The sequence below is a fragment of the Amycolatopsis sp. cmx-8-4 genome, assembly GCF_046548675.1.
In the GTDB taxonomy this organism is placed as follows: domain Bacteria; phylum Actinomycetota; class Actinomycetes; order Mycobacteriales; family Pseudonocardiaceae; genus Amycolatopsis.
The window spans coordinates 13,602-35,448 of the sequence record NZ_JAEBDZ010000053.1; the positions used below are offsets into that span (position 1 = coordinate 13,602).

The window sequence follows — 21,847 nt, forward strand, 5'->3', positions numbered from 1 at the left end:
GATCGTCCCAAAACAAAGAGCGACGTACACCACATCGGTGGGACTTAGCCCCACTCAACGGGTTACTCATCAGTAAGGAAGGTTAGTCTCCCGGCACCACCACTGATCCATCCGGACGAAAGGCACCCGAAAGATGGGCGCTCTGCAACTGACGCTCGGCGGGCTCTCCGTCCTGCTCGGCCTCGTCGCCTGGGGCATGTTCGCCGCGACGATCGCCCGCTTCGTGCGGGTCATCCGCCTCGGACAACCCGACGCGACCCGCAACGGGCCCTTCATGCCGCGTCTCATGACGCTGGTCAAGGAGTTCGCGGCGCACACCCGGATGAACCGGAAGCGTAGTGTCGGGCCGGCCCACTGGCTGGTCATGTGGGGCTTCCTGCTCGGCTCGCTCGCCCTGTTCGAGGCCTACGGCGAGGTGTTCGTGCCGACCTGGGGCTGGCCGGTCCTCGACGACTTCCCGCCGTTCCAGCTGCTCATGGAGCTGCTCGGGCTCGGCACGATCGTGGGCATCCTGGTGCTGATGGCGATCCGCCAGCGCAACCACCCGCGCCGCGCCGACCGCCAGTCGCGCTTCCAGGGCTCCAACTTCAAGTGGGCCTACTTCATCGAGGCCGTCGTCCTCATCGAGGGCATCGGGATCATCGGCGTCCGCGCCGCCAAGGCCGCACTGGGCGCGCACGAGACGCCGACCTGGGCCGCCTTCGTCTCCAACCCGCTCGGCGAGCTGCTGCCGGCCAGCCCGAACCTGGTCACGGTCTTCGCGTTCGTCAAGCTGATGAGCGCCACGGTCTGGCTGATCGTCGTCGCCCGCACGATGACCATGGGCATCGCGTGGCACCGCTTCAGCGCGTTCTTCAACATCTACTTCAAGCGCGAGCAGGACGGCGGCGTCGCCCTCGGCGCGCTCAAGCCGATGATGAGCGGCGGCAAGGTCCTCGACCTCGAGGAAGCCGACCCGGACGAGGACACCTTCGGCGTCGGCAAGATCGAGGACTTCAGCTGGAAGGGCTGGCTCGACTTTTCGACGTGCACCGAGTGCGGCCGCTGCCAGGAGCAGTGCCCCGCGTGGAACACCGGCAAGCCGCTGTCGCCGAAGCTGCTCATCACGCAGCTGCGTGACCACGCCTACGCGAAGGCGCCGTACCTGCTGGCCGGCGGCAAGCGCGACATGGCGGGTGACGAGGTCGGTTTGTCCGGCGACAACATGTACGCCGGGATCGATGTCCTCGCCATCGCCGAATCCCAGAAGGCCCTGATCGGTGACGACGGCGGCGTCATCGACCCCGACGTCCTCTGGTCCTGCACCAGCTGCGGCGCCTGCGTCGAGCAGTGCCCGGTGGACATCGAGCACGTCGACCACATCGTCGACATGCGCCGCTACCAGGTGATGATCGAGTCGTCGTTCCCCAGCGAGCTGAACGGCATGTTCAAGAACCTGGAGAACAAGGGCAACCCGTGGGGCCAGAACGCCAAGGACCGGCTGGCCTGGACCGAGGACCTGGACTTCGAGGTCCCGGTGTTCGACGGCGACATGGGCGACGCCGAGTACCTCTTCTGGGTCGGCTGCGCCGGCGCGTTCGAGGACCGCGCGAAGAAGACGACGCGGGCGGTCGCCGAGCTGCTGCACATGGCCGACGTCAAGTACAAGGTGCTCGGCTCGGAGGAGTCCTGCACCGGTGACCCGGCCCGTCGTGCGGGCAACGAGTTCCTCTTCCAGATGCTGGCGCAGCAGAACGTCGAGATCCTGAACTCGGTGTTCGAGGGCCGGGAGCGCAAGACGCGCAAGGTCGTCGTGACCTGCGCGCACTGCTTCAACACCCTCGCCAACGAGTACCCGGAGCTGGGCGGCCAGTTCGACGTCGTGCACCACACGCAGCTGCTGAACCGCCTGGTGCGGGAGAAGCAGCTGGTGCCGGTGGCGCCGGTCGCCGAGGACGTCACCTACCACGACCCGTGTTACCTCGGCCGCCACAACAAGGTCTACGACGCGCCGCGCGAGCTGGTCAGCGCGACGGGTGCCCAGCTGCGCGAGATGCCGCGGCACGGCGACAAGTCGATGTGCTGCGGCGCCGGCGGCGCGCGGATGTGGATGGAAGAGAAGATCGGCAAGCGGATCAACGTCGAGCGCGTCGACGAGGCGCTCGGCACCGCGCCGTCGAAGATCGCGACGGGCTGCCCGTTCTGCAAGGTCATGCTGAACGACGGCCTCACGGCCCGGCAGGCCGACGGCAGCGCGAGTGAGAAGGTCGAGATCGTCGACGTCGCGCAGATGCTGCTTGAGTCGGTGAAGCGCAAGCCGGAGCCGAAGCCGGTGGCCCTCGGGGCGCCGTCGCTCGCGGAGACGTCCGAAGAAGCCTGACGCGCGCACGGCCCGGCCACGACGGATGTCATGGCCGGGCCGTGATCGTTGGCCCGGGTCCCGACGTCGCGGCCGCTCGACGATGAGGGCATGCGAATACTCACCTTGGCGCTGCTCGCCCCGTTCACGGCCGAGTTCCTGCTCGCCGACCAGTACCTCGCCGGTCCGCCTGAGCTGGGCCGGCAGCTCGGCATGTTCGCGCTCTACGTCGCCTTCTACGGCGCGGCCGCGCTGCTCATCCGCGAAGCCGCCCGACGCGCCGGACGCGGCTGGCCCACCATCCTCACCCTCGCGCTGGCCTTCGGCGTCTTCGAAGAGGGCCTGCTGACGCAGACGCTGTTCAACCCGCACTACCTGGGCCAGGACCTGCTGTCGTTCGGGCACGTGCCGCTGCTCGGCATCGGCGGCCCGTGGACGCTCTACGTGCTGACGCTGCACGTCGTGTGGAGCATCGGCGCGCCGATCGCGATCGCCGAGGCGCTCTTCGGCCGCGAACCGTGGCTGAAGCAGGTGGGCCTGAGCCTGTGGAGCGTGTCTCTGCTGGTCGGCGCCGTCGCGACCTTCGCCATCACCTACGCCTTCGCGCCCTTCATCGCGCACCCCGCACAGCTCGCCGGGGCGGCGCTGGTCGTCGTCGCGCTGGTCGTCGTCGCGTTCCGGTTCCGCGCGCCGGCGTGGCCGTTGACGCCGGGACGCCCGTGGGTCGCGTTCGCGCTCGGCCTCGGCGCGAGCACCGCGTTCCAGCTGGTCTTCCGGTCGGTGGACAGCCTGCCGTGGCTGCTCGCCGGGCTCCTGCTGGCGATCGAGGCGGCCACCGTCGTCGCCGTCGTGCGGCTGCGGCCGCCCGCGTTCCCGCTGGCCGCCGGCGCGACCCTCACTTATTGCTGGCTGGGACTGAAAACGGCGATCGAACACGGCCCCGCCGCGATATTCGAACAGTCCGCGCTGATTGTCGTGTCCGTGGCACTACTCGTTGTCACCGCCCGCCGAGTTCGTACCCAGGTGAGTGTTCGCATGGTCCACTAGCTGGGAATTCCTCAAGGCAATCGATTACCCCAATAGCGATCGCAAAAATCACCGAAATGGCGGAGCAAGACGAGGACAAATCCTGGACTGTCCGCCGGACAACCGGCGTATCCTGGCCTTTCCCCGACGTCGGCGCAGCCGCCGGGATCACCTTTGACGATCGTGAAAATCAGGGGGCGGCAAGGATGGGCGAGGACCGGCGGACCACCACCGGACGATTGGGCGCACGGTTCCCGTCGTCCGGGCGGCACGCCCTCAACACGCTCCCGGACGACGTCGAGGATCGCGTCGCGCTGCCCGGACCGTCCTCCTCGGTCGGCCGGGTCGGTGCCCGGTTCCCGGCCGCGCCGGCCGCCGACCAGGCCGCCCCGATGGTGCGCGAGCCGGCCCCGGTGCCGCCGCCCACCCGCGACGTCGAGCTCGACGAGGACTTCGCCGAACCCGTCATCCCGCCCCAGGACCACGCCATCGGCTCGCGGACGCTCGTACGCCCGTACGTCCTCACCCGCGGCCGCACGAAGTCGCGACGCCACCTCGCCATCGAGGCCCTCGTCTCGACGCGGGCCGGCGCGCACTGGAACGGCGCCCGGCTGTCCGGCGAGTTCCGGTCGGTGCGGACGCTGTGCCACCACCCGCTCTCGGTCGCCGAGGTCGCGGCCCGGCTCAGCGTCCCGCTCGGCGTCGCCCGGGTGCTGCTCGACGACATGGCCGACCAGGGCCTGGTGACCATTCACGACACCCGCGTGAGCGTCGACGGCCGGCCGGCGGTCGCCCTCATGGAACGCGTGCTGCACGGCCTGCGCCGGCTCTGACCATTACGCTCACCAAGGTGAGCGAGGATTCCGGCAACTCCGGCGGCGAAAGCACCCTGACCGTTCTGCTCGCCGGTGGGGTGAACCTGGCGATCGCGATCATGAAACTGGTCGCGGGGATCATCACCGGCTCGGGCGCGATGCTGTCCGAGGCCGCGCACTCGGTGGCCGACACATTCACCGAAGCCCTGCTGCTGACCGCGTTGAAACGTTCCGATCGCCCGGCCGACCGCGTGCACCCCTTCGGCTACGGCAAGGAGCGCTACTTCTGGTCGCTGCTCGCCGCGGTGTCGATCTTCGCGTCGGGCTCGATGTTCGCGCTCTACGAAGGCGTCTCGACGCTCTTCGGGCACGGTGAAGCGCAGAGCACGTCGATCCTCAGCTACATCGTGCTGGCCGTGGCGTTCCTGCTCGAAGGCACGTCGTGGGTGCAGGCCGTGCGCCAGACCCGCCGGGAGTCCAAGGCCGAGAACCGGTCCTTCTGGGCCTACCTGCGCCTGATCGACGACCCGACGCCGAAGACCGTGCTGTTCGAGGACTCGGCCGCGCTGGTCGGCCTGCTGGTCGCGTTCGCCGGCATCGGGCTGCACCAGCTCACCGGCTCGGAGGTCTGGGACGGCATCGCGTCGATCGTCATCGGCGTGCTGCTCGCCTGCGTCGCCTACCTGCTCGGGCGGACCAACCGCGGCCTGCTCATCGGCCGCCAGGCCAACCCGGAGATCGTCCGCGGCGTCCGTGACCACCTCTCGGCCGCGCCGGAGATCGAGGCCGTCGTGGACCTGCAGACCATGCTGATGGGCACCGACCAGGTCCTCGTCTGCACCCGGGTGGACTTCGACGACTCCCTCGGCGCCGCGGACCTCGAACGCGCCTGCGTCCGGATCGCCGCCGAGCTGACGGAGTCGTTCAACGACGTCACCGAGGTGTTCATCGAGCCGGTGCCGCGGACGGATCCCGACCTGCGCGCGACCGTCCTGGCCCGCTACGGCGAAGTCGCGGAGCGGTGGAACAACCCGGCCTAGCTCAGTAGCCGAAGTCCTGGACCCAGTAGTTGCCGGCCTTGGTGAAGCCGACGCCGAGCTTCGTGAGCGAGCAGTTCAGGATGTTCGCGCGGTGGCCCTCGGAGTTCATCCACGAGTCCATGACCTGCGCCGCCGACGTCTGCCCCTTGGCGATGTTCTCCGCGCCCGGCTTCGAGTAGCCGGCGGTCTTGATGCGCTGGTCGAACGTGACGCCCTCGGGGTTGGTGTGGGAGAAGAAGTTCCGGTCCGACATGTCGTCGCTGTAGTCCTGCGCGGCCTTGGTGAGGTGCGATTCCTCGGCCAGCGGCTTACAGCCCGCCTTCCCGCGCTCGACGTTGACCAGGTCGAGGACCTGGCCGGCGACCGACGGCGCGACGCGGGCCGCGGGCTTCGTGGTCGGCGGCGCCTCGGAGGTGGACGGCGGCGGGGGCGTCGACGTCTCGGTCGGCGTCGGGGCCGCGCTGGACGTCGTCGGCGCCGCGGCCGAAGTCGTCGGCGCCGGCTGCTGTCCCCCGTGGTTCTGGGCGTGGCCGTTCAGGTCCGTGCCGCTGGTACCACCGGACCCGCCGGGCTCGTTCGGGAGCACCAGAGCCGCGGCGGCCGCCTCGGAGGTGTTTCCTTCGGCGGTGGCCATCCAGGTGCCGGTCGCGGCGGAAAAGACGCCGAGCAGCACACTGAGTGACACCATCACCACGCGAGCACGTTCACCAATGGGGGACACGGCGCAGGAACGTATCACGGAACGATTACAGCGAGAACCCTCCTAACGAACTGTGACTCTTCGCATTGTGGCGAACACACGATTTCGAGAACGGTTTCCGTCAGCTCCGCCGCGACCGTCGGACGCCCAGTAGCAGCAGGACACCGCACCCCAGCAGCGACAACGCCGTCAGGCCCGCGGGAACCGGGTCGTAACCGGTGTTCGGCAGCGGCGTCGGCTCCGGGTCCTGACCAGGGGGAACCGGCGTCGTCACGACGCGGGCGGTGGTGGATGCGCTGTCCCGCACGGGTTTCCCGGGCTGCTCCGTGTCGGGCGTCCCGGTGGCCGTCGCGGTGTTGCTCACATCACCACTGGCCGGCGCGGTCGTCGTGCACGTCCATTCCTGCCGGCCGGCGACGGGAAGCCGCGGGAACTTCCGGGCGCAGGCGGGATACGCCGGATCCGTGACGTCGACGTCGACCAGGTCGACGTTCCCGGTGTTGTGCACAACGAGCGTGAAGGTCACCGTCCCACCTGGACGGATCGTCGGGTCGGCCTTCTTCTGCAGGTCGATCGCGGGTTTCGCCACCTTGGCCGGCGCGTCGTCGGTCGCCGTGACGGGTTTTCCGTTCGGATCGTGCCCGGTCGCGGTCACCGTATTCGTGACGTCGTCATTGCCCATCGTCACGGAACAGGAGATCGGTTTCGACGATTCTCCCGGCGCGAGCGTGCCGATCTCGACCGAGCATTTCGGCGCGATCGGGTCATTCAGCGTTACGCCGGTCAGCGTAACGTCGCCGGTGTTCTTCGCGACGACCGTAAACACGGCCTCCTGCCCCGGGAGAAGCGGTTTCGCCGGGCCGGTTTTCGTCACGGTGATGCCCGGGCCGATCACGTCGACGGTGGCGTCATCGGTCGCCGTCACGGGGCGCCCGGTCGGGTCGTCGCCGGTCACCGACGCGACGTTGGTGACGTCCTCGCGGACCGTCGCCGAGCACTGGTGCGTCTCCTTGCTCCCGACGTCCAGCTTCGCGACGGTGAAGGCACAACCCGGCGTCTTGTCGTCGGTGACGGCCACAGTGGACAGCGGCACGTCGCCGGTGTTGGTCACCACGATCGTGTAAGTGACCTCGTCGCCCGGGCGGACCTGCGCGGGCGAGACCGACTTGTCGATCTTCACCGCCGGGTGGATGACGTCGACGTCCGCCTGCGCCTCGCTGGTCACGAGGTCGCCCGTCGGTGGCGTTCCGGTCACCTTCGCGACGTTCGTGACGTCGTCGGCGGGCGCGGTCATCGTGCACTCGTAGCGCTCGACGCCCTTGGCCGGCAGCGCGCCGATGCTGCGCACGCACTCGGGGGCGATCGTGTCGGCGACGGTCACCGAGTGCAGGTCGACGTCCCCGGTGTTGGTCACCACGATGTCGAACGGCACCGGGTCGCCGGCGCGGAACGGGCCGCCGCGGACGTTCTTGGTGATGCTCAGGCCCGGGTGCTGGACGACGAAGGTGGCGCTGTCGGTCGCCGTCACCGGCCGGTTCGTCGGGTCCTGGCCGGTGGCCGTGGCCGTGTTGGTGAAGCCGTCGCGGCCCGCCACCGTGGTACACGTGTACGTCTCTTCGGCGTCGGGCGCCAGCGTCGCGACGGTGTGCGCGCAGGCCGGGGTGCGGTCGTCGGCGACCGTCACGTCGGTCAGCGGCACGTCACCGGTGTTCTTCACCAGGATGGAGAAGGTGACGGTGTCGCCTTCTCGGACCTCGTACGGCGTCACGTCCTTCATCAGCGCGAGCTGCGGGTGGATGACGTCGACCGCGGCGGTGGCGGTCGAGGTCACCGGGCGGCCGGTCGGGTCGGTGCCGGTGACGCCGGCGGTGTTCGTGAAGTCGTCCGACGGGGCTTTGGTCGTGCAGGTGTAGGTCTGGACGCCGGCGAGCGCCAGGGTGTCGAACGTCTTGGCACAACCCGGTGTCTTGTCGTCGGTGACGGCCACAGTGGACAGCGGGACGTCGCCGGTGTTCGTCACGACGATGGTGAAGGTGACTTCATCGCCTTCGCGCACTGTCGTCGGCGAAGCTTCCTTCGTGATCTTCACGGCCGGGTGGATGACGTCGACCTTGGCCGTGTCGTCGGCGTCCAGCGGCGGCCCGGTCGGCGGCTGCCCGGTCACCTCGGCCCGGTTGACGACGTCGTCCGCCGGCGCGGTCATCGTGCAGTCGTAGGTCTGCTTTTCCTTGGGCGCCAGTGTTTCGAACGTCTTGGCGCACGCCGGCGCGACCTCGTCGGTCACCGTCACCGCGGTGAGCGGGGCGTCGCCGGTGTTCTCGACGGTGATCGTGAACGTGACCGCGTCACCCTCGCGGAACGGGCCGCCCTTGACGTCCTTCGTGATGGACAGCCCCGGGTGCAGCACGGTGTAGGACGCGTCGTCGGTGGCCGTGACCTGGCGATCGGTCGGATCCGTGCCAGTCGCGGTCGCCGTGTTCGTAAAACTGTCGGTGCCCGCGGTTACGGTGCAGGAGTGGTGCTGTTCGGCACCGGGAGGGAGGGAGCCGATGGTCTGAGCGCACGACGGCGTCCGGCTGTCCACAACGGACACTTCGGTCAGCGGCACGTCGCCCGTGTTCTTCACGACGATCGTGAACGTCACTGTGTCGCCCTCACGGACCTGGGCGGGCGCGGCGTCCTTGGTGATGCTGATCGCCGGGTGGATCACGTCCACCGTGGCCTCGGCGGTCGACGTCACCGGGCGGTTCGTGCCGTCGGTTCCGTTGGCGGTGGCGGTATTGGTGAAGTCCGCTTCGCCGGCCACGAGCGTGCAGGTGTAGGTCTGCTTCGCCTGGGGCGCCAGCGTGCCGAGACGCTGAGCGCACTCCGGGGCGAGCTGGTCGGCCACGAAGACGTCCCGCAGCGGGCTGTCGCCGGTGTTCGTCACGGTGAGCGTGAACGTCACGGTGTCGCCCGCGCGGACCACCTTCGGGTCGGCGTCCTTGGTGATCGCGATGCCGGGATGGATCACGTCGACGGCGGCGTCGTCGGACGCGGTCACGGCGGGGCCGACCGGAGGTGTGCCGGTGACCTGCGCGGTGTTCGTGAAGTCGTCGGCCGGCGCGGTGCCGGTGCAGCCGAAGCCCCACGTGCCACCGGGTTCGAGCGTGCCGTCGAAGGCTTGCGCACAGCCGGCGACGAGCGCGTCCGTGACCTGGACGCCGGTCAGCGGCACGTCACCGGTGTTGCGGACGGTGATCCGGAACGGCACGGTGTCGCCCTGGCGGAAGGGCCCGCCGGTGACGTCCTTGGTGATCGTGACGGCCGGGTGCTGCACGGTGAACGAGGCGTCGTCGGACGCGTCCACGGGCCGCTTCGCCGGGTCGGTGCCGGTGGCCTTCGCGGTGTTCGTGAAGCCGGTCGTGCCCGCGACGGTGGTGCAGGTGTAGGTCTGCTTCGCCTGCGGCGCCAGGGTTCCGAGCGGCTTCGCGCACGGGGCGACCCGGTCGTCGGCCACGGCGACGTCGGTGAGCGGCACGTCGCCGGTGTTGGTCACGGTGACCGTCCAGGTCACGGTGTCGCCCTCGCGGACCTGCGCGGGCGCGGCGTCCTTGACGATCGCGATCGCCGGGTGGATCACGTCGACGACGGCGTCGTCGGTGACCTTCACCTCGCGGCCGAGCTGGTCCTTGCCGGTGGCGGTCGCGGTGTTCGTGAAGTCGTCGGCCGGTGCCGGGGTGGTGCAGGTGTAGGTCTGCTTCGCCTGCGGCGCCAGCGTGCCGAACGTCTTGGCGCACGCCGGGGTCCGGTCGTCGGTGACGGCGACGTCGGTCAGCGGCACGTCACCGGAGTTCGTGACGGTGATCGTGAAGGTGATCTGGTCGCCGGTGCGGACGGTCGCCGGTGAGGCGTCCTTCGTGATGGTCAGCGCCGGGCTGATCACCGTGACGGTGGCCGACGCGGTGTCGGTCACCGGCTGGCCGGAGCGGTCGGTGCCGGTGGCGGTGACCGTGTTCGTCGTGGTCTTCGACGGGTTCGCGGTGCAGGTGTAGGTCTGCGACGCGCCCGCGTCGAGGCTGTCGATGGTGCGCGAGCACGACGTCGTCGTGTCGTCGGTGAGCTTCACCGGAGCGAGCGGGCTGTCGCCGGTGTTCTTCACGGTGATCGTCCACGTGACGGCCTCACCGGCGTGGATCACCGTCGGGCCGGCCGTCTTGGTGACGTCGATGGCCGGGGCGATCGTCGGCGCCGGCGCGTCGGCGGTGGCCGTGACCTGCTTGCCGAGCCCGTCGACGCCACTGGCGGTGGCGGTGTTGACGCCGTCGGCGACCGGTGCCTTCGTCGTGCAGGTGAGGGTGCGGGTCTCGCCGGGCTTCAGCACGCCCGCGAGCCGTTGCGCGCACGACGGTGTCTTCGGGTCGGTGACCTGCAGCGCGGTGAGGTTGGCATCGCCGGTGTTGGTGACCTTGAGCGTGAAGGTCACGGTGTCGCCGGCGCGGTAGGCGGGCTTGTCGGCGATCTTCGTGATGCCGATGGCCGGGTGGATGACGCTCACCGAGGTGGTCGCCGTGCCGTCCAGCGGATCGCCGAGCGCGCTGGTGCCGGTGGCCTTCGCGGTGTTCGTGAAGGCCTTGTCCGGTGCGGTCGCGGTGCAGGTGTAGCTGACCGTCTGCCCGCCCTTGAGCGAGCCGATGTCCTTGCTGCACGCCGGGAACGCGTCGTCGGCGACCTTCACCCCGGACGCCGGGGCGCCGCTCGGGTTGGTCACGACGATGGTGAACGTGACCGGTTCGCCCGGGTGCACCTGGGCCGGTTCCGCGCGCTTGCTGATCTGGAGCTCGGGCACCGGCGTCGAAAAGGCGAGGTTCTGCGCCAGGTAGGAGTCACCAGTGGTGGCGAATCCGAGCTTGGCGCTGGTCGCGCCGGCCGGGATGGTGTCGACGTTGAACGACTTGGCGTCCACGCTGAAGTTGTTCTTCACCGCGGGGTCACTGGCGCCGTCGGCGTTCGAGATGAAGAAGTTCGACGTCCCGCCGGCCGACGGCTCGGCGGCCGGTTTGTCGTTGATCAGGAACTGGTCGCCCGAGATGCCCCAGTCGCCCTCGTAGGCGGTGACGCCGACGTGCGCGTCCGCGGCGGCGGCGCGGAACCCGGTGATCGTCGTGGTCGTGGGCTTGTCGGTGTTGTTCTGCCGGACGTGCCCGTCGTAGATGAACACCTCGCGCTTGTTCGGCGCGTAGTCGGCGTTGCGTTCCGGGTAGGCGTAGACCAGGGCGACCGACCAGCCGCCCATGCAGTTGAAGCCCTTCGGCGCCCAGACGTTGCCGACGGTCAGGTCCAGCGCGGACCCGGTCGGCGCGTCGGCGAACTGCTTGGTGACGTCGGCGTAGGCCGAGTAGTACTGGCCGCCGCTGAAGGTGTCGAGCGGGTCCTCGGTGTAGACCGCGGGCGGGACGTCGACGGATTTCCCGGCGCCGACGGTGAGCCGGACGTCCTGTTTCGCGGGTGTTCCGGGCGGCACGATCGCGGCGGTGTTGTTGTTGCGCGACTGGCACATCTTCGTCGGCGACAAAACACCTGGCGACGTCGTGTAAGCGCCGGTGTTACCCGCCCAGTTGAGCCGCGCGAAGAGGATTTTCGCGCCCGGCGGAATGGTGACCATCGCCTTGGCGGAATCGAACGTGCCGCGGTCGGCGTCGACGTCGGCCCATTGCATGAAGAAGTTGTCGTTGACGAGCGTGTCCCGCCGATCGGCGGTGTTCGCGCAGGTCGCGGGCGTGTTGCCGCTGCCGGTCGTCGGCGCGTTGTCCGCGTTCACCGGGCACCGCACCACGCCGTTGCCCGCGTAGAGGAAATCGCCGTAGACGACTTCGTCGTAGTTCAGCTGGAACGGCTTGACGACCGCCGCTTCCGCCAGTGGAGCGATTGCCGAGGCCATCAGGACCAGCGCCAGGACCACTAGGAGGTGGAGTGACTTCCTGGACAGCGACATACGGGTACTCCCGGGGGCCGAGGCGACTTTCGGAGCCTGACACGCTCCTGTCTTTCCCGCCCTTTTTGACCCCGGTGATCACCCGCCCGGGGAATGCGTGAGCCGTGTCGTCGACTCGTGGGTGATGGCCGCGGCGGCCGCGACGAACCCGATCACCGTGCGGAGCTCGTCGTCGGAATAGCGCTCGCAGAGCTCGAGGACCTTGGCGACCAGGTGGTCCCAGAGGTGCACGCTGCGCTCGATCGCGCCCGGGTCGAGCGCGATGAGGACCTTGCGCCGGTCGTCCGGGTGCGACTCGCGGGCGACTAACCCCTTGCGCTCGAGCCGGTCGATCAGCGCCGTCACCGACGCGGGCGCGAGCCCGGACAGCCGCGCCAGCTCCTTCGGCATCTGCGGGCCGAGCCGGGCGAGGTAGTCCAGCACCTTGCTCTCGACCGGCGACAGCCCGCGCGTCTCGGCGATCGCGGTGTGGAACATGACCGTCTCCGTCGAGAGTTCCCGCGCCCCGAGCAGGACCTCTTCGACCAGCTTCGCTCGCTCGCTTGACACGACGACCAGCGTAGCCCACTCTTTAGTTCGACAGAACGAATTAGTTTCTAAGAGTTTCGAGGGGACGAAGTACATGACACGGGCGCTGATCATCGGAGGCGGGATCGCGGGGACGATCACCGCCATCGCACTGCACGAAGCCGGCCACGAGCCGCTGCTGTTCGAGGCCTACGACCGCGGCGCCGAGGGTGTCGGGGCGTTCCTGACGCTGGCGGTCAACGGCCTGGACGCGCTGCTGCCGCTCGGCCTGAAGGACGTCGTCAAGAGCACGGGCTTCGACTCGCCGCGGATGTCGATCGGCCTGGGCGACGGCACGCGGCTGGCCGAGTTCCCGCTCGGCGGCACCCTGCCGGACGGCACCGTGAGCCAGACGGTGCTGCGCTCGGACCTGTACGTCGCCCTGCGCGACGAGGCCGCGAGGCGCGGGATCCACGCCGAGTACGGCAACCGCCTGATCGGCGCGAACCAGACGTCTGCGCAGGTCAGGGCCGAATTCTCGGACGGCTCGCACGCCGAGGGCGACCTGCTGATCGGCGCCGACGGCCTGCGCTCCCGCGTCCGGACGATCATCGACCCGGACGCGCCGTCACCGCGGTACGTGCCGCTGCTCAACACAGGCGGGTTCGCCGAGGGTCTGACGCTGCCGGACGAGCCGGGCGTGCTGAACATGGTCTTCGGCCGGCGCCTGTTCTTCTGCCACGTCGTCAGCCCGGACGGGCGCGTCTGGTGGTTCGCGAACCCGGCCCGCAAGACCGAGCCGACCGGCTCGGAACTGGCCGCGCTCGCCGGCGAGAAACTCCGCGCCGAGCTGCTGGACCTGGTGTCCCGCGACCGGACGCCGGCCGCCGAGATCATCCGCGCGACCCGCGACGTCTACCCGGCCTGGCCGACGTTCGACTTCCCGACGGTCCCGGTCTGGCACCGCGGCCGCATGGTGATCATCGGCGACGCGGCCCACGCGACGTCACCGGCGGCGGGCCAGGGCGCGTCGATGGCCATCGAAGACGCCGTCACGCTGGGGAAGTGCCTGCGCGACGTGCCGGACATCGCACAGGCGCTGACCACCTACGAGGGGCTGCGGCGCGAGCGCGTCGAAGCGGTGGTCGCCCGCGGCAAGCGCAACGGCGACGACAAGGTGATCGGCCCGGTCGGCCGCGTGATCCGCGACTTCTTCATCAAGCGCGCGTTCGCGAAGCCGCAGGGCGAGGACCCGAACGCGTTCATGTGGAACCACCACATCGACTGGAACGAGAAGGTCGCGGCTTAGCGCCAGGTGTCGACGCGGTGGAAGTTCTTGTACGCCCGGCTCGGCGTCGGCCCGCGCTGGCCCTGGTAGCGGGAGCCGGCCTCGCTGGAGCCGTACGGGTGCTCGGCCGAGCTGGAAAGCCGGAAGATGCACAGCTGGCCGATCTTCATGCCCGGCCAGAGCGTGATCGGCAGGTTCGCGACGTTCGACAGCTCCAGCGTGATGTGCCCGGAGAAGCCGGGATCGATGAAGCCCGCCGTCGAGTGCGTGAGCAGCCCGAGCCGCCCGAGCGACGACTTGCCTTCGAGGCGGCCGGCCAGGTCGTCGGCCAGGGTGACGAGCTCGAACGTCGAGCCGAGCACGAACTCGCCCGGGTGCAGCACGAAGGGCTCGTCGCCCTCCTTCTCGACGAGCGAAGTCAGCTCGTCCTGCTGCAGCTGGGGATCGATGTGGGTGTACTTGCTGTTGTTGAAGACGCGGAAGAACCGGTCGAGCCGGACGTCGACGCTGGACGGCTGGACCATGCCGGGATCGAAGGGGTCGATGCCGAGCCGGCCGGCGTCGAGCTCTTTGCAAAGGTCACGGTCACTGAGCAGCACGCCCGGAAGCCTATCCGGTTGGGTTAGGCCGCACGCATGTGCTGCGCGTAGGTCGTGTCAGGTCCGAAGATCTTCTCCAGCCGCCTCACGTACCCGCGGCGCCCGGCCTCGCCGATCCGTTCCTGCAGGGCGGTGGCCCCGGGAATGAACCGCCGCACCGTCTCGGCGGCGAAGTTGACGCCCGCCGCGGTGACGATCACGGCCTGCGCGACCGGGTCGTTCGGCAGCTCGAGGAAGTCGGCGTTGGTCTTCCCGAGCACGAGCCGGCTGATCGAGGAGTGCACGGCGACGGAGACGTGCGACAGCACCTTCCCGACGGCCCCGCGCCCTTCCCCGACGGCGGCGTTGGCCTCGACCAGCGCCTTCGCGAGCCGCTTGGAGTCGTCGTCGGGGATGAACTCGGTGGCGGCGAGCAGCCAGAGCAGCCGCCACGCGTCCTCTTCGTCACTGGGCAGCAGCTCGTCGTCGACGCCCATCAGCCAGCCGATGTAGCGCCAGAGGTGCAGGATGTCGCCGCGCTCGCGGGCGGAGTAGCGGAGGCCGAGCAGCTGCGTCCCGAAGACGTAGACGAGCGAGAAGAGCAACAGGGTACCGGCGGTCTGCACCTGGTTGACGGGCTTGTCCCAGGCGGCGTAGTCCCAGTCGTCCCGCCGATGCATGGCGGCGCGCACGTGGGCGTGCACGACCCGGATGCGGAGAGCGGAGGCGTACCCCTTGGCCCCGTGCTTCAGGGCGCCGGGCGTGGTGACGTCGATCCACCAGGCCGCGGTCTCGACGAGCCGCCGGGTGGCCTTGTACTCGATCTCCCCGGTGCCGACCAGCGACTTCGTCGCGCGCGAGGCGAGGTAGCCACCCATGAGCGACATGTCGCCAAGCGGAAAGAGCCCGAGCAACCCGGCCCGCGTGATGGCCTTCGCGCCCCGTTCGAGCCGCTCGTCATCAACCCAGTAGGGCTTCGCTTCGACGGCGGCGAAGAAGGCCTTCAGCGGCCCCTCGGTCCCGGCGTCGCCCTTGAGAGCTTCCTCGAAGAGCCGGTGCCCCTGGCCTCTCGGCTGCTGTGCCATCCAGGCGACAACGTCATCGGCCAGCCGGTCCTCGACCTGGGCGAACTCCCGAAGCCGGGCGACCTGCCGCTCGTCACCCCGGATGTCACCGTCGATGAACAGCCGCGACGCGAGCCGGAACCCGCCCTCCCGGAACAGCTCGGGATCATCCATCCGGCACACCTCCGACGTCGACAACAAGTGTTGTCACTTGACGCGCCGACGTCAAGGAGGGGAGGGTCTGGACAGGAGGATCACCACGCCGTGTATGCTTGCCACGCACTGCGGATGTAGTTCAATGGTAGAACATCAGCTTCCCAAGCTGAATACGCGGGTTCGATTCCCGTCATCCGCTCCAGCGGAAGATGCCCTGACCGACAACAGTCGGTCAGGGCATCTTGTTGCGTGCTCACCCTCCCTGATCTTGACGCCGCCCGGAGCTATGATGGAAGGCCGCCTACGACAGGAGGGAATCGATGCCGCCTTCCGACACCACACCCACCGCCGCCATAATCGGCAGTTTTCGTCAGTTCTACAAAGATATTCTTAATGCTCGCCAAACGATCATCGACGGTAGAATAGCCGTCACCAGCCCACTCGGGGCTCCGATCATCGAGCAGGGAATCCCGTTCGTGCGATTCCAGACCGACGAGAAAGACCTAACAGATGCTGAAATTCAGACACTCGCCCTGCATCGAATTCTCCGAGCAGATTTCGTCTACGCCGTCACGCCTTCCGGCTATGTCGGCCGAACAACATGCTACGAGATCGGGCGAATAATTCAGGCAGGAAAACCCATCTACTTCAGCGAGGCACCAGCAGATCTACCCCTGCGCATAAAGCCAGGCCACATCGTTACTCCGTCACAGCTCGTTGACCTGGTCGAACGAAAAGAAATTCAGTCGCCGTACCTAAGCGGAAAAAGTACTCATGACGAGTGGGAATACCGTCTGCTTTCCGGCGAATATCTGAGCATCTGATCCAGCCCGATCCATGTCACGTCGATGATCGCGCTGGCCCGTCGGGCAAGGTATCATCCCAGCAGGGACGAGGTGGTGCAATGGCCGATGAGGGACCAGAGAATCGAAGTCGTCGCCACATTTCGGACAACAGCGAGAACAGATCGCCTCGCGTCTTCATTTCATATGCACACGACAACGCAGTCCACAATGAAGCAGTCCGAATCCTCTGGCACCTCCTTCGAAACAACGGCATCGACGCAGAGCTGGACCTTCACGCCGCACAACAAAGGCAAGACTGGGCAGCTTGGCACCAGCAACAGATTCAAGAAGCGGACTTCACCCTGATCATCGCCTCGCCGGAGTACAAGAGCCAATCCGAGGGCAACACCGAGCCAACCCAAGGCCGCAGCGTTCACTGGGAGTCCTTGCTCATCCGCGAAGAGATGTACCGCGACCGTCAGTCAGCCTTGAAAAAATTCTTGCCCGTGATCTTGCCGGATCATTCGGTCGACGACCTTCCAGCCTGGCTCAATCCGGGAACAGCCACTTCGTACACCGTTAACATATTGTCAACAGAAGGAATAACCGCACTCCTGCGAATCATGACCAGACAGCAGGAGGAGCAAGAAGTAAACCTCGGCGCGAACCCACTTTTCCAGCGTTCAGCCCATATAGTTGCCGATGAGTTTCGCGAAGGCGTGTCTCAAACACCAGCCAGCTCCACTAACGATTCTCGACTAATAGCTCCACTATCTGGACTATTTTTACACTTCTTCGACCCGCACTTTCTCCAGGAGGTATCAGCCGGCCGCAACATGGAGCAAGTCGGCAACGAAGCAAGGCGAGCAACTCAACTCGCCGTCTTGGCCGCACAGACCGTGTACCTGCCGGCTGCCAGCTACCTGGAGTCCGATCTTTGCGCACAAATCATTAACAGATATCGACCCCTGTTTGAGTTCGGCCAAGTCATCCTGGTCGGCAGTGAGGCGAACTTGGTCGATTTCGCAACATTGAAAATGCTTCAATACGAAGAAGGCGGGCAACGCTACTTCAGATACCGAGCCGCACTCGACCACCAGGACGAGACGCCACCCTTTCGCACCCGCCAAAGATCAGCAACCACGGATATACGGACAGCTTGGTGGCACGGCCTCTCTAATCTCGGGCGCTTCACCGAGGGGATAACGCATAGTCACGTGCCAGACCTCGAGATTCGCTGGGCTGAGGTGCCAGCAACCCTAGCGGGGCGCGCCTTCACACCCGAGTATGCCGTTCACGCCCTGTTCGCAACCTCGGACATTTCAGGCGTCCAGGAGATCATTGCCAGGCGCGCTGGTTCATACATCAACCAGCACTACACCAACAGCTATGTCACCGAGCTTAAGGTTGGTGTCGTCAAAGACCTCAGCTACTTGCACAGTCCACACGTGCCCTCGGCGGGCGTTGATCTACCCTTCAACGCAACCATTCGCGCGCTAACCGAACTCGGAGTCGCCGACGAGTTGCTCACGGCCTCACCGATCGAGTTGGTTAACCTGAGAGCGGACACATCCATCTCAAGAGCATTGGTTAAAGCGCTACAAAAAACGCCCTAAACCAATTCAGGTTGAAGAACCATCCGCCAAGTGTCAAAGTCGATCTCTCGTGGCGCAGATATTTCCGACAACAGTGGTTGGACGTCCCCGTTGAGGCAATACACTCCCCAAGCACTCAGTTCCTCGAGGTAAGCATCTGGCATTCCATGCAAGAGGAAAACCTTTCGGTCATCCGCAAACGCGACGCCGATCTCAGCAAAAGAATTCGGCCCGATATAATTTTCCGCATTCGGCCGATGAGTGTTTACGACCAAAACCGCTGCCGTGTCGTCACTTTTGATCAAGTTCATATGCTTCCGCGAAGCTTCTCTTTTCCGGTTATTTTTTGCTTCCACGCTTACGTCCCCATGAAACTCGTCCGGAGACGGCGTAACAACCTGAACGCCAGCTTTTTCTATAACTGAAGCAATTCTTGACATGAGATCGAGCGACTTCATTGATCCGCAGATGACGACGGTTCCACGCTGTCGGCGATCGCTGGTCACGCCAGAACCTCCCTCGGGTTGGACACTCGACAAAATATCCTCCTGCGCTCACTTGGCCAACCGTGAGTGCCATCTGACGACCATCTGCCTCACGAATCTCCCAGCCATGGTGACATGAGCTTCGTTTGAACGTCAGTTGACACGCCGGGTGGCCCACGGCAACTTTCGCGGGGGTCGGCAATGTTGCCCCTACCCGCGAAGCCGACGCAATGAAACCCAGTGAGGAGTGCTTTTGACCAGCCAGGACGGCTACACGGTGCATCAAGCGGCACGCATGCTGGGCTGGAGCGAGAGCACGGTAAGACGCAAACGTGGAAGGCTCCGCGGTAGGCAGGGCGAGCAAGGCTTGTTGATCTTTCCCTCGGAGGCCGTCTTGGCTGAACGGGCACAAATTCTGACTGCCCTGAACGCAGTGGAACGATCTTCAGAACCGCCTCAGCGGAACGACATGACAAGAGCAGACGACGAAGAACTGGAAATGTTACGCATCGAGACCGCTCGACTACAAGCGGTAGTCGAGAATCTCATGGTTGCTCACTCGGCACTGCTGGACACGATTCGGCAATTCATCGGTCCAGCCTCACCAAGAAGTTGACCGCTTCACTGCACCTGAACTATTCGGGCTCGCAAATGAGCCGCGTGGGCGTCCGGCAACCCGGTTTCCACCGCCCGTTCCAAAGCGTCGGACGCCGACGGAGAACCCAAGCGGTGCAACAACTCCGCCCGCGAAGCGTGCCACCACGGGTAATCGCCCAGCTCCGCCAAAGCGTCCACCAACGCCAATCCCGCCGCGGGGCCGTCCCTTTCCGCCACCGCTGCAGCGCGGTTGAGCCGGACCACCGGTGTGTCATGGACCGACAACAGCACGTCGTACCAGGAGATCACCGCATCCCAGTTCGTCTCCGAATACGACGGTGCCAGGTCGTGGCAAGCCGCGATCGCCGCTTGGACCACGTAGACGTTCGGGACCGACGGCGTGCGGCGCAGGCCGGCGCCCACCAGCGCCACGCCCTCCTTGATCAGCTCGAAGTCCCACACCGACCGGTCCTGCTCGGCGAGCAGCACCGGCATCCCCGCGGAGAACCGGGCCGCGCGTCGGGCATCCTGCAGCAGGACCAACGCCAGCAACCCCAACGCCGTCGGCTCGTCAGGCATCAGCGAAGCCAGCAACCGCGCCAGGCGCACGCCCTCGGCGGTCAACGAAAGTTGGCCCGTGTAACCCTCGTTGAAGATCAGGTACACCGTCGATGCCACGCCGGTCAGGCGTGCGGGCAGTTCTTCGGAAGACGGCACGCGGTAGGGGATCCGGGCCTGCGCGATCTTCTGCTTCGCGCGCGTCAGGCGCTTCGCCAGCGTCGCTTCGGGGAGCAGCAGGGCTCGGGCCACCTCCGCCGTCGACAGACCGCCCAGTGTCCGGAGGGCCAGGGCGACCTGCGAATCCAGGGACAACGCCGGGTGGCAGCACGTGAAGACCAGTCTCAGCAGGTCGTCGCGGACCGAGAGCGGGTCGGGGGACGGGTCGACGGCGGGCATCGCGTCCGCCTCCTTCCCGAGGCGCTTCGCTTCGCGGCGGACGACGTCGACCGCGCGCCTGCGGGCCGCGACCAGCAGCCAGCCGCGGGGGTTGGCGGGGACGCCGTCGCGTGGCCACGTCTCGAGGGCGCCGACCACCGCGTCCTGGACGGCGTCTTCGGCGCGGTCGACGCTGCCGGTGACGCGGACCAGCGTGGCCAGTACCCGGGTGCCCTCGTCCCGGACCAGCCGCGCGACCGCGTCACCGGCGAAGGTCACTTGCCGAATTCGACGACCGGCCGGACTTCGATGGCGCCGTCCCAGGCGCCCGGGATCTGCGCCGCGACCTTGACGGCTTCGTCGAGGTCGGCGCACTCGATGAGGTAGAAGCCGGTGAGGGCTTCCTTCGTCTCGGCGTACGGGCCGTCGGTGGTGACGATGTCGCCGCCCTTGCCGCCGGTGACGTGGACGGTCGTCGCGGTCGCGGTCGGGTACAGGGCCGCGCCGCCGCGGATCACGGCCTGCGCGGCCGCGCCGAACTCGTCGTAGTCCCGCATCATCCCGGCGGCCTCGGGCTGGGTCGGGTCGACGTCGGAGGCGTAGATGATGGCGGCGTACTTGGGCATGACAGCTCCTCACAGAGGTCGGCCGGCGCCGATCGCCGGCTCTCACTGTAAGGACGAACGGCGCGGACGTCTCCAGGACAACCGCGCCGGACTTTCACTCAGCCTTCGACGAGCTCCCACTCGGCGTCCGGCGTCGCGCGGTCGTAGACCTGGCCCGGTGCGGCCTTCAGCACCGTGCGGACGTCCGGGTACAGCTTCGCGACGTGCTCCAGCTCCAGGCCCTCGACCTCGAAGTCTTCCGCTTCCGGGACCTCGAAGCCGACGAACAGCCACGTGCCGTCCTGCTCGCGGACGACCTGGCGGACCGCGCGGACCGGGCGCTCCGAGCCGGTCGGGAGCTCGGTGAGGCCGCTGCTGATCTGGACTTCGTCGTCCGGCGAGCCTTCGAACTCCCAGGCCGCGCGGCGCTGGGCGAGCAGGCGGATGTCCTCGTCCTCGTCGTCGGAGCCGGTCACCGACGAGAGCAGCCACGCGCGGTGGTCGGGGTCCCAGTCGGCGGCCATGCCCGTCGGCATCTCCGCCAGCGCGGCCAGCTGCGGGAGCAGCTCGAGGGCCTCGCGGACCGACAGCTTGCCGAAGTTCTCGCGGTTGACCAGCACGTCTTCCGACAGTTCGGTGCCGTCGCTGATGAACCAGTCGTCTTCGTCGTCCAGGACGACGAAGCCCAGCGCGTCGGCGTCGGTCACCAGCGCCAGGGCGATGATGACCGGAGCTTCCGGGTCCTGGCGCAGCGGCCATTCGGTCGACATGCCCCGTATCCCACCACCGGGCGACGGTGGACCGGGAGCCGGGGTCACCCGGTCGCTTAATTCATCGCACGTTGATATTATGACCGCCATGGTGCTTCCCAAGGGTCTCGCCCGGTTCAACCGCGTCGCGACCAACCGCGTCAACAAGTACGTCGTCAACTGGGCACCCGGATTCGGCATGATCGTCCACAAGGGACGGAAGTCGGGCCGGGAGTACCGGACGCCGGTGAACGTCTTCGGCACGGCGGAGGGCTACGTCGTCGCGCTGACCTACGGGCCGGACGCCGACTGGGTGAAGAACGTGCTGGCCGAGGGCGGCTGCACGGTCGTCACCCGGCGGAAAAACCACCACGTGCACGGCGCCCGGCTCGTGCATGATGAGTCGCGCCAGGCCATGCCGACGCCCGTCCGGCAGTTCCTCGGCCTGCTGAACGTCCACGACTTCCTGCTGCTCAAGCGGGACTAGTGTCCTGCGCCGGAAATTCGTGAGATATATCGGGCGAGCGAGTCGAGGATCTCTTCGGCAGTCTTCTTCCACACGAACGGCTTGGGGTCCTCGTTCCAGTCCTTGATCCACTCGCGGACGTC

Annotated in this window: 18 protein-coding genes and 1 tRNA gene; 10 read left to right on the forward strand and 9 right to left on the reverse strand. The window is 67.2% G+C overall.

Translation table 11 applies throughout. The annotated features are described in order from the left end of the window. Positions 1 to 133: 133 nt before the first annotated feature. From ACLJQZ_RS47060 to ACLJQZ_RS47075, 4 genes are all read left to right on the forward strand, one after another. Positions 134 to 2,359, forward strand: coding sequence for a (Fe-S)-binding protein (locus ACLJQZ_RS47060; RefSeq protein WP_410628099.1), 2,226 nt, complete (start codon positions 134 to 136; stop codon positions 2,357 to 2,359). A 90-nt stretch (positions 2,360 to 2,449) separates the two neighbouring features. Beyond that, positions 2,450 to 3,385: a hypothetical protein gene (locus ACLJQZ_RS47065; protein ID WP_410628101.1), complete on the forward strand. Its 936-nt coding sequence runs from the start codon at positions 2,450 to 2,452 to the stop codon at positions 3,383 to 3,385. A gap of 185 nt (positions 3,386 to 3,570) precedes the next feature. Continuing rightward, entirely contained in the window at positions 3,571 to 4,197 is a 627-nt protein-coding gene (locus ACLJQZ_RS47070; protein ID WP_410628102.1) for a DUF742 domain-containing protein, read from the forward strand. Positions 4,198 to 4,214: 17 nt separating this feature from the next. Continuing rightward, on the forward strand, positions 4,215 to 5,219 hold the full coding sequence (locus ACLJQZ_RS47075) for a cation diffusion facilitator family transporter (protein WP_410628103.1): 1,005 nt from the start codon (positions 4,215 to 4,217) through the stop codon (positions 5,217 to 5,219). 1 nt (position 5,220) lies between these two features. Here ACLJQZ_RS47075 and ACLJQZ_RS47080 read toward each other — a convergent pair whose 3' ends face one another. The 3 genes from ACLJQZ_RS47080 to ACLJQZ_RS47090 all read right to left on the reverse strand — a co-directional run bounded on the left by ACLJQZ_RS47080 (position 5,221) and on the right by ACLJQZ_RS47090 (position 12,442). Beyond that, a complete protein-coding gene (locus ACLJQZ_RS47080) occupies positions 5,221 to 5,913 on the reverse strand; it encodes a CAP domain-containing protein (RefSeq protein ID WP_410628105.1) in 693 nt (230 codons plus the stop codon). A 127-nt stretch (positions 5,914 to 6,040) separates the two neighbouring features. Then, positions 6,041 to 11,839 (reverse strand): hypothetical protein, encoded by a 5,799-nt coding sequence (locus tag ACLJQZ_RS47085; RefSeq protein ID WP_410628106.1) that lies wholly within the window; start codon positions 11,837 to 11,839, stop codon positions 6,041 to 6,043. A gap of 132 nt (positions 11,840 to 11,971) precedes the next feature. After that, the gene (locus ACLJQZ_RS47090) at positions 11,972 to 12,442 is read right to left on the reverse strand and encodes a MarR family winged helix-turn-helix transcriptional regulator (RefSeq protein WP_410628107.1); all 471 of its coding nucleotides are present in this window, start codon (positions 12,440 to 12,442) and stop codon (positions 11,972 to 11,974) included. A gap of 73 nt (positions 12,443 to 12,515) precedes the next feature. Between ACLJQZ_RS47090 and ACLJQZ_RS47095 the strand changes: the two genes are divergently transcribed. Further along, positions 12,516 to 13,709 carry an FAD-dependent oxidoreductase gene (locus ACLJQZ_RS47095; RefSeq protein ID WP_410628109.1) on the forward strand — a complete coding sequence of 398 codons (1,194 nt, stop codon included), beginning with the start codon at positions 12,516 to 12,518 and terminating at the stop codon, positions 13,707 to 13,709. Here ACLJQZ_RS47095 and dcd read toward each other — a convergent pair. After that, complete coding sequence (gene dcd / locus ACLJQZ_RS47100; RefSeq protein WP_410628111.1) at positions 13,706 to 14,287, reverse strand: dCTP deaminase; 582 nt, start codon at positions 14,285 to 14,287, stop codon at positions 13,706 to 13,708. The two genes, ACLJQZ_RS47095 and dcd, sit on opposite strands and share 4 nt — an antisense overlap. Positions 14,288 to 14,310: 23 nt before the next feature. Continuing rightward, complete coding sequence (locus ACLJQZ_RS47105; protein WP_410628112.1) at positions 14,311 to 15,504, reverse strand: oxygenase MpaB family protein; 1,194 nt, start codon at positions 15,502 to 15,504, stop codon at positions 14,311 to 14,313. A gap of 110 nt (positions 15,505 to 15,614) precedes the next feature. Here ACLJQZ_RS47105 and ACLJQZ_RS47110 point away from each other — a divergent pair. The 3 genes from ACLJQZ_RS47110 (at position 15,615) to ACLJQZ_RS47120 (ending at position 17,887) form a co-directional block, all read left to right on the forward strand. Beyond that, positions 15,615 to 15,688, forward strand: a tRNA-Gly gene (locus ACLJQZ_RS47110). A gap of 118 nt (positions 15,689 to 15,806) precedes the next feature. After that, a complete protein-coding gene (locus ACLJQZ_RS47115; RefSeq protein WP_410628114.1) occupies positions 15,807 to 16,310 on the forward strand; it encodes a hypothetical protein in 504 nt (167 codons plus the stop codon). Between the two features lie 80 nt (positions 16,311 to 16,390). Next, on the forward strand, positions 16,391 to 17,887 hold the full coding sequence (locus ACLJQZ_RS47120) for an SEFIR domain-containing protein (RefSeq protein WP_410628115.1): 1,497 nt from the start codon (positions 16,391 to 16,393) through the stop codon (positions 17,885 to 17,887). On the opposite strand, the gene ACLJQZ_RS47125 is transcribed toward ACLJQZ_RS47120, so the two are convergent. Next, a complete protein-coding gene (locus ACLJQZ_RS47125; RefSeq protein ID WP_410628117.1) occupies positions 17,884 to 18,372 on the reverse strand; it encodes a hypothetical protein in 489 nt (162 codons plus the stop codon). The two genes, ACLJQZ_RS47120 and ACLJQZ_RS47125, sit on opposite strands and share 4 nt — an antisense overlap. A 232-nt stretch (positions 18,373 to 18,604) precedes the next feature. Between ACLJQZ_RS47125 and ACLJQZ_RS47130 the strand changes: the two genes are divergently transcribed. Next, complete coding sequence (locus tag ACLJQZ_RS47130) at positions 18,605 to 18,967, forward strand: helix-turn-helix domain-containing protein (RefSeq protein WP_410628119.1); 363 nt, start codon at positions 18,605 to 18,607, stop codon at positions 18,965 to 18,967. A 5-nt stretch (positions 18,968 to 18,972) separates the two neighbouring features. On the opposite strand, the gene ACLJQZ_RS47135 is transcribed toward ACLJQZ_RS47130, so the two are convergent. From ACLJQZ_RS47135 to ACLJQZ_RS47145, 3 genes are all read right to left on the reverse strand, one after another. Beyond that, complete coding sequence (locus tag ACLJQZ_RS47135; protein WP_410628120.1) at positions 18,973 to 20,163, reverse strand: RNA polymerase sigma factor; 1,191 nt, start codon at positions 20,161 to 20,163, stop codon at positions 18,973 to 18,975. Continuing rightward, positions 20,160 to 20,510: a YciI family protein gene (locus ACLJQZ_RS47140; protein ID WP_247059414.1), complete on the reverse strand. Its 351-nt coding sequence runs from the start codon at positions 20,508 to 20,510 to the stop codon at positions 20,160 to 20,162. The genes ACLJQZ_RS47135 and ACLJQZ_RS47140 overlap by 4 nt, the downstream gene beginning before the upstream one ends. 98 nt (positions 20,511 to 20,608) lie before the next feature. Then, entirely contained in the window at positions 20,609 to 21,259 is a 651-nt protein-coding gene (locus ACLJQZ_RS47145) for a hypothetical protein (protein WP_410628121.1), read from the reverse strand. A gap of 88 nt (positions 21,260 to 21,347) precedes the next feature. Here ACLJQZ_RS47145 and ACLJQZ_RS47150 point away from each other — a divergent pair, with 88 nt between their 5' ends. Beyond that, entirely contained in the window at positions 21,348 to 21,725 is a 378-nt protein-coding gene (locus tag ACLJQZ_RS47150) for a nitroreductase family deazaflavin-dependent oxidoreductase (protein WP_247059418.1), read from the forward strand. The last annotated feature ends 122 nt before the right edge of the window (positions 21,726 to 21,847 follow it).